Here is a 6518-nt window from a genome sequence, read left to right on the forward strand (position 1 = left end):
GCCTACTACATGCAGCGCGGACTGCGAGCCCGCTGGATGGGCGTGGTGTTCGCCGTCATCCTCATCATCTGCTTCCCCGTCGCCTTCTCTTCGCTGCAGGCCAACACCATCCAGGCCACGATCGCCGGAGGCCTCGACGACTCCGCCTCCGCCTGGCTGCCGTGGGTGATCGGAATCGTCCTGAGCACGCTGATGGCGCTGGTGATCTTCGGCGGCGTGCGCCGCATCGCCTCGGTCACCCAGCTCCTGGTGCCGCTCATGGCGCTGCTGTACCTGCTCATCGGGCTGGTGATCGTCGCGCTGAACATCGACCGGCTGCCCGCTGCGGTCGCGACGATCTTCACCCAGGCGTTCGGGCCGAACGAGGTCGTGGGCGCGACGCTCGGATACATCATCCTCACGGGCGTCAAGCGCGGCATGTTCTCCAACGAGGCGGGTCTCGGCTCGGCGCCGAACGCCGGCGCCTCGGCGGCCGTGACGCATCCGGTCAAACAGGGCCTCGTGCAGACACTCGGGGTGTACTTCGACACGTTCCTGGTGTGCTCGATCACCGCGTTCATCATCCTGGTGTCGGTTCCGGATCTGGCGAACGCCGAGCGGGGCATCGACCTGACCCAGGGTGCCGTCATCGGCACCCTGGGCGAGTGGTCGAACATCCTGCTGAGCGTCATCATCTTCCTGCTCGCCTTCAGCTCGATCCTCGGCAACTACTACTACGGCGAGAGCAACATCGAGTTCATCACCCGCAGTCGCGGAGCGCTGCTCGGCTACCGGATCGCCGCGATCGCCGCCGTCCTGATCGGAGCGCTGCTGTCCGCCGACGTGGTCTGGACCTTCGCCGACGGCGCGATGGGCTTCATGGCCCTCGTGAACCTCGTGGCGATCGGCCTGCTCTCGGGCATCGCCTTCGCGCTCCTTCGCGACTACACGCAGCAGCGGCGCGAAGGCAAGGACCCCGTCTTCACCCGTGACCGGCTGCCCGGCGTGAGGAACATCGAGGTGTGGGAGGACGAGCTGTCGGTCACCGGGCCGATCGATCTCACGACCCGCGGTCGCCAGGCGGAGAAGCACCGCGACCACCTGCACGAGAGGTCCGCGCGCGACTGACATATCCGCGAGCGACGGGCAACCCCGCAGGCACGCCCGGGGCCGCGGCTAACCTTGCCGCATGGGTACATCCGCGAGTGCCGCCGCGCGCGACGCGAGCTCCACGCCGGCGGTGCGCATCGCCGCTCGCCTCGGCTACGTCGCCAACGGCGTTCTGCATCTGATCCTCGGCGCGATCATCGTCTCCATCGCCTTCGGAGCCAACGCCGACAGCGACCAGTCCGGCGCGTTCAAGGCGCTCGCCGCCGCCCCGATGGGCTTTTTGGCGCTGTGGGCCCTCGCCGCCGGCCTCTGGGCGCTCGGCGCCTGGTACGTGCTCGACGGATCCCTGCAACGCGATCGCCCCGGCAACAAGGGGACGGCGAAGAAGTGGGGCCGGCGGGGCTCGCTGTGGGCGCGCGCGGTCGTCTACCTCGCCCTCGGCGGCATCGCCGCATCCGTCGCCCTGGGCGCGCGTCCGAACGGCGAGCAGAGCACCGAAGACGTCAGCCGCGGAGTCCTCTCCCTCCCCGGCGGTCCCTTCCTCCTGGGCGCCGGGGCACTCGTGATCGGCGGGATCGGCGTCGGATTCGTCGTCATCGGCATCCGCCGCGGATTCCGCAAGAAGGTCGATCTCCCCGCCGGCGCGATGGGGAGGACCGTGGTGGTGATCGGCGTCATCGGCTACATCGCCAAGGGGATCTCGCTGGTGACGGTGGGCGTCCTGGTGCTCGTCGCCGCCGTCCGCGTGGACGCGGATGCCGCAGGCGGCCTCGACGGCGCCATCCAGACGCTGGTCGGTCTCCCCTACGGCCCGGCGCTCGTCGTCGGCGTCGGGTTCGGGTTCATCGCCTATGGCGTCTTCTCGATTCTGCGCGGAAAGTACGCACGCCTCGACGACTAGGTCGACGAGCCGCCGTCACGACGTCACCGTCGCGACGGCAAGAGGGGCGTCAGGTCAGGGCGGCGACCGCGTCGGCGGCCGGGAGCGTCACGCGCTCGCCGGTGCGACGGTCCCACAGTTCGACGTTGCCGTCGGCCGCACCGCGGCCGACGATCAGGATGCGCGGCACGCCGACCAGCTCCGCGTCGCCGAACTTCACCCCGGGAGACACCTTCGGGCGGTCGTCGTAGACGACATCCAGCCCCCCGTGCTCCAGCTGTGCGGCGAGCGTCTCGGCGAGCTCGAAGGCCACCGGGTCCTTGCCGGTTGCGACCACGTGCACATCGAACGGCGCCACCGAGGCGGGCCAGATGAGACCGCGCTCGTCGTTGTTGAGCTCCGCGATGATGGCCAGGATGCGGGTGACACCGATGCCGTAGGAGCCCATGGTGACCGTGACGAGCTTGCCGTTCTCGTCGAGCACCTTCAGCCCCAGCGCCTCGGCGTACTTGCGGCCGAGCTGGAAGACGTGCCCGATCTCCATCCCGCGAGCCAGTGACACCGGCCCGGAGCCGTCCGGAGCGGGGTCGCCCTCTCGCACGCTCGCGACGTCGACCACGCCGTCGGCGACGAAGTCGCGGCCGGCGACGAGTGAGTGCACGTGCTTCTGATCGATGTTCGCGCCGGTGATCCAGCGCGAGCCGTCCACGACGCGCGGATCGACCAGGTAGCGGATGCCGGTCGTCGATCCCTCACCGAGCACCGCACCTCCGGAAGACCACGGCCCGATGTACCCCTTGACCAGGCCCGGATGGCGGGTGAAGTCCTCGTCGGTTGCGGGCTCGACCTCGGCGGGCGCGAACGCGACCTCGACCCGCTTGTCGTCGACGTCGCGGTCGCCGGGCACTCCCACGATGACGAGCTCGCGGGTACCGTCGAGGTGCCTGAGGGCGAGCACGACATTCTTGAGGGTGTCCGCGGCGGTGAACCGGCCGTCCAGGTGGGCGTTGCAGTGGTCGACGAGGGTGGCGATGGTCGGCGTGTTCGGCGAGTCGAAGATCACCGGCGCCGACTGTCCCTCGATGGCGACCGGTTCCGGCGCAATGGTCGCGAAGGCCTCCACGTTGGCCGCGTAGCCGCCCGCGCTGCGCACGAACGTGTCCTCACCGACCGGCGTCGGGTGCAGGAATTCCTCGGACCGCGAGCCTCCCATCGCACCGGCGTCGGCCTGCACGATCACGTAGTCGAGACCGAGCCGCTGGAAGATGCGCTCGTAGGCATCGCGCTGCGCCATGTAGGACGCATCGAGGCCCTCGTCGGACGCATCGAACGAATAGGCGTCCTTCATCGTGAACTCACGGCCGCGCAGCAGACCGGCGCGCGGACGCGCCTCGTCGCGGTATTTGTCCTGGATCTGGTAGATCGTCAGGGGGAGGTCCTTGTACGACGAGTACAGGTCCTTCACCAGGAGGGTGAAGGCCTCTTCGTGCGTCGGCGCCAGCAGGTAGTCGGCGTCCTTGCGATCCTTCAGCCGGAAGATCCCGTCGCCGTACTCCTCCCATCGACCGGTCGCCTCGTACGGCTCCCTCGGCATGAGCGCCGGGAAGTGCACCTCCTGGGCCCCCGCCGCGGTCATCTCCTCGCGGATGATGCGCTCGAGGCGGTTCTTCACCCGGAGCCCGAGCGGCAACCAGGCGAAGATGCCCGGAGCCTGCCGGCGGATGTACCCGGCGCGGACGAGCAGCCGGTGACTGGTGACCTCGGCATCCGCGGGATCTTCTCGGAGTGTGCGGAGGAACAGGTGCGACAGACGGGTGACCACGATCGACAAGTGTACGGACCGCGACGACGCGGCATCGCGCTTGACAGATGACGCTGGATGGGCATGCAATATATTGCATGCCCATCCCTACGGAGGTCCGACCTCCGCGCCCCCTCCTGCGCGACGATGTTCTCGAACGCATCCGCGATGCGATCGTCGACGGAACCCTCACCCCGGGTGAGCAGGTGCGCGACGCCGATCTCGCGACGTGGCTGGGCGTCAGCAGAACCCCGGTGCGCGAAGCCCTCCTCGAATTGGGGCGCGCCGGACTCGTGCGCTCCTCGCCGGGACGATCGACCGTGATCTCGCCCCTCGAGCGCGAGGGCGTGCGCGACGCGCAACGGGTCGTCGCCGCCATGCACCGACTCGCCGTCCTCACGGCGGTGCCCCGCATGACCGCCGTCGACCTCGATCGGATGCGTGCGGCCAACGCCCGCTTCACGGCCGCCCACGCGGCCGGCGACGCCGACAGCGCCCTGGTCGCCGACACCGCCTTCCACGCCGTCGCGGTCGACGTGTGCGGCAACTCGGCCGCCCGGGCGGTGATCGCGCAGTACGAGCCGATCCTCCACCGCGCGGAGCGACTGCGGTTCGCATCGGTCGAGGAGGGCCGGGATTCCGCAGCCCGTCACGACCGGTTCATCGAGCTGTGCGCTGCCGGCGATGCCGAGGCCGCGGCGGCGCTCGCCGAGGAGACCTGGCAGAGCCTCGTCATCGACGCCTCCCCCACCGACCCCCGACACGAGGAGACCCCGTGAAGCTCGACCAGTTCCCCCGTCATCCGCTCACCTTCGGGCCGAGCCCGCTGCAGCACTTGCAGCGACTGACCCAGCACCTCGGTGGAGCGCAGATCTGGGCCAAGCGCGAAGACGTTTCCAGCGGCCTCGCCTTCGGCGGGAACAAGGTGCGCAAGCTCGAGTACATCGTGCCGGATGTGCTGGCCTCCGGCGCCGACACCCTGGTCTCGATCGGCGGCTACCAGTCGAATCACACGCGTCAGGTGGCCGCGGTGGCCGCGCATCTCGGGCTCAAGGCGCGCCTCGTGCAGGAGAAGTGGGTGCCGTGGGACGACCCCACCAACGATCGCGTCGGCAACATCCTGCTCTCGCGCATGATGGGCGCCGACTCGCGACTCGACGATCACGGCTTCGACATCGGCATCCGCGATTCGTGGAAGGACGCGCTGCGTGAGGTCGAGGAGGCCGGCGGCACGCCCTACCCGATCCCGGCCGGCGCGTCCGAGCATCCGTTGGGAGGCCTCGGCTTCGCCAACTGGGCGTTCGAGCTCGCCGAGCAGGAGAGGCAGCTCGGGATCACGTTCGACACGATCGTCGTGTGCACGGTGACCGGCTCCACGCACGCGGGCATGATCGCCGGCTTCGCCGCCCTCGAAGACCTCACCGGCGTGAAGCGTCGCGTGATCGGCATCGACGCCTCGGCGACGCTCGAGAAGACGCGCGATCAGGTCGGCCGCATCGCGCGCCACACCGCCGATCTCATCGAGCTGGGCCGCGACCTGCGCGACGACGAGATCCAGATGCTCGAGGGCTGGGCCGGCGACCTGTACGGCATTCCCGTCGAGTCGACGATGGCGGCCATGGCCCTCGGCGCGCAGCTGGAGGCGATGATCACCGACCCCGTCTACGAGGGGAAGTCGCTCGCGGGGCTCATCGACCTCGTTCGCGACCGGGACATCCCCGCCGACTCGAACGTGCTCTACGCCCATCTCGGCGGTCAGCCGGCGATCAACGCCTATCACGCGCTGTGGGAGTGACGGCGCCCGACGGCGCCCGACCGGCGATCTAGGGTGGACCGGGTGACCACCGTGCTCCTGACCGGCTTCGAGCCGTTCGCCGCCGATCCGACCAACCCGTCGGGCGACGCGGTGCGCCTGGTGGCGGGCGGATGGGACGGCGCCGCGCGTCTGGTCACCGACGTGCTGCCGGTGACCTTCGCCGGTGCCGCCGCGCGGCTCGAGGAACTCATCGAGCGCCACTGTCCCGACATCGTGATCTCCACCGGACTCGCCGGCGGGCGAGACGCGGTGACCCCCGAGCGGGTGGCCATCAACCTGCAGGATGCGCGGATTCCCGACAACGACGGCTCGCAGCCGGTGGATCTGCCGTGCGTGCCGGGCGGCCCCGCGGCCCTGTTCTCGTCACTCCCGGTGAAGGCGATCGCTCGAGACGTCTCGGCCGGCGGCATCCCGGCGCGGGTCTCCCTGTCGGCGGGCTCCTACGTGTGCAACCACGTCTTCTACGTCGCCGCGCACGGCGCCGCGTCGCGCCCGGGAACGCGCGCCGGCTTCATCCACGTGCCGTGGGACACCGCGCACGCCCCCGAGGGCCAGCCCGCGCTGCCGCTCGCGGACATCGCCGCGGCCCTGCACGTCGCGATCGCCACCACGCTCGCGACCCCGCACGACCTCCTGGTGCCGGCCGGCAGCATCCATTGACCCAGCCCCGCGCCGGCGGCTTCGTCGGAGAATCCGCCCGATGTCGGAGGATTCGGCCCGAATCTTCCGACATCGGCGTGATTCTCCGACATCGGCGAGCGCGGCGAGCGCAGCGCGGGCGGGGCGGGTCAGGAGGTGAGGACCTGGGCCGTGCCGACGGGCGCATCCGGACCCATGTCATCGGCGAGCCGGTTCGCCTCGGCGATGAGGGTGGCGACGATGTCCGCTTCCGGGACGGTCTTGATGACCTCGCCCTTGACGAAGATCTGGCC

The 6518-nt window shown here is 70.0% G+C and carries 6 protein-coding genes; 5 read left to right on the forward strand and 1 reads right to left on the reverse strand.

What is annotated here, in order from left to right; translation table 11 throughout:
• Both B4E30_RS13340 and B4E30_RS13345 read left to right on the forward strand, forming a co-directional pair.
• A partial coding sequence (locus B4E30_RS13340; RefSeq protein WP_286795568.1) for an alanine/glycine:cation symporter family protein occupies nt 1-1107 on the forward strand: 1107 nt, incomplete at its 5' end.
• Between the two features lie 61 nt (nt 1108-1168).
• The gene (locus B4E30_RS13345) at nt 1169-1990 is read left to right on the forward strand and encodes a DUF1206 domain-containing protein (RefSeq protein WP_194383418.1); all 822 of its coding nucleotides are present in this window, start codon (nt 1169-1171) and stop codon (nt 1988-1990) included.
• A gap of 49 nt (nt 1991-2039) precedes the next feature.
• Here B4E30_RS13345 and B4E30_RS13350 read toward each other — a convergent pair whose 3' ends face one another.
• Nucleotides 2040-3791 carry a proline--tRNA ligase gene (locus tag B4E30_RS13350; protein ID WP_194383419.1) on the reverse strand — a complete coding sequence of 584 codons (1752 nt, stop codon included), beginning with the start codon at nt 3789-3791 and terminating at the stop codon, nt 2040-2042.
• A gap of 77 nt (nt 3792-3868) precedes the next feature.
• Here B4E30_RS13350 and B4E30_RS13355 point away from each other — a divergent pair, with 77 nt between their 5' ends.
• The 3 genes from B4E30_RS13355 to pcp are packed head-to-tail and all read left to right on the forward strand — an operon-like array spanning nt 3869 to nt 6246.
• A complete protein-coding gene (locus tag B4E30_RS13355; RefSeq protein ID WP_194383420.1) occupies nt 3869-4549 on the forward strand; it encodes a GntR family transcriptional regulator in 681 nt (226 codons plus the stop codon).
• Nucleotides 4546-5565 (forward strand): 1-aminocyclopropane-1-carboxylate deaminase, encoded by a 1020-nt coding sequence (locus B4E30_RS13360; RefSeq protein WP_286795569.1) that lies wholly within the window; start codon nt 4546-4548, stop codon nt 5563-5565. The genes B4E30_RS13355 and B4E30_RS13360 overlap by 4 nt, the downstream gene beginning before the upstream one ends.
• A 42-nt stretch (nt 5566-5607) precedes the next feature.
• Nucleotides 5608-6246 carry a pyroglutamyl-peptidase I gene (gene pcp, locus B4E30_RS13365; protein WP_286795570.1) on the forward strand — a complete coding sequence of 213 codons (639 nt, stop codon included), beginning with the start codon at nt 5608-5610 and terminating at the stop codon, nt 6244-6246.
• Nucleotides 6247-6518: the final 272 nt, after the last annotated feature.

The organism is Microbacterium sp. UBA3394 (assembly GCF_002358725.1).
GTDB lineage: Bacteria > Actinomycetota > Actinomycetes > Actinomycetales > Microbacteriaceae > Microbacterium > Microbacterium luteum.

What these genes read in the sequence shown, in the direction of transcription:
- B4E30_RS13345 (WP_194383418.1), top strand. Translation starts at nt 1,169, where the DNA reads ATGGGTACATCCGCGAGTGCCGCCGCGCGCGACGCGAGCTCCACGCCG.
- B4E30_RS13355 (WP_194383420.1), top strand. Translation starts at nt 3,869, where the DNA reads ATGCCCATCCCTACGGAGGTCCGACCTCCGCGCCCCCTCCTGCGCGAC.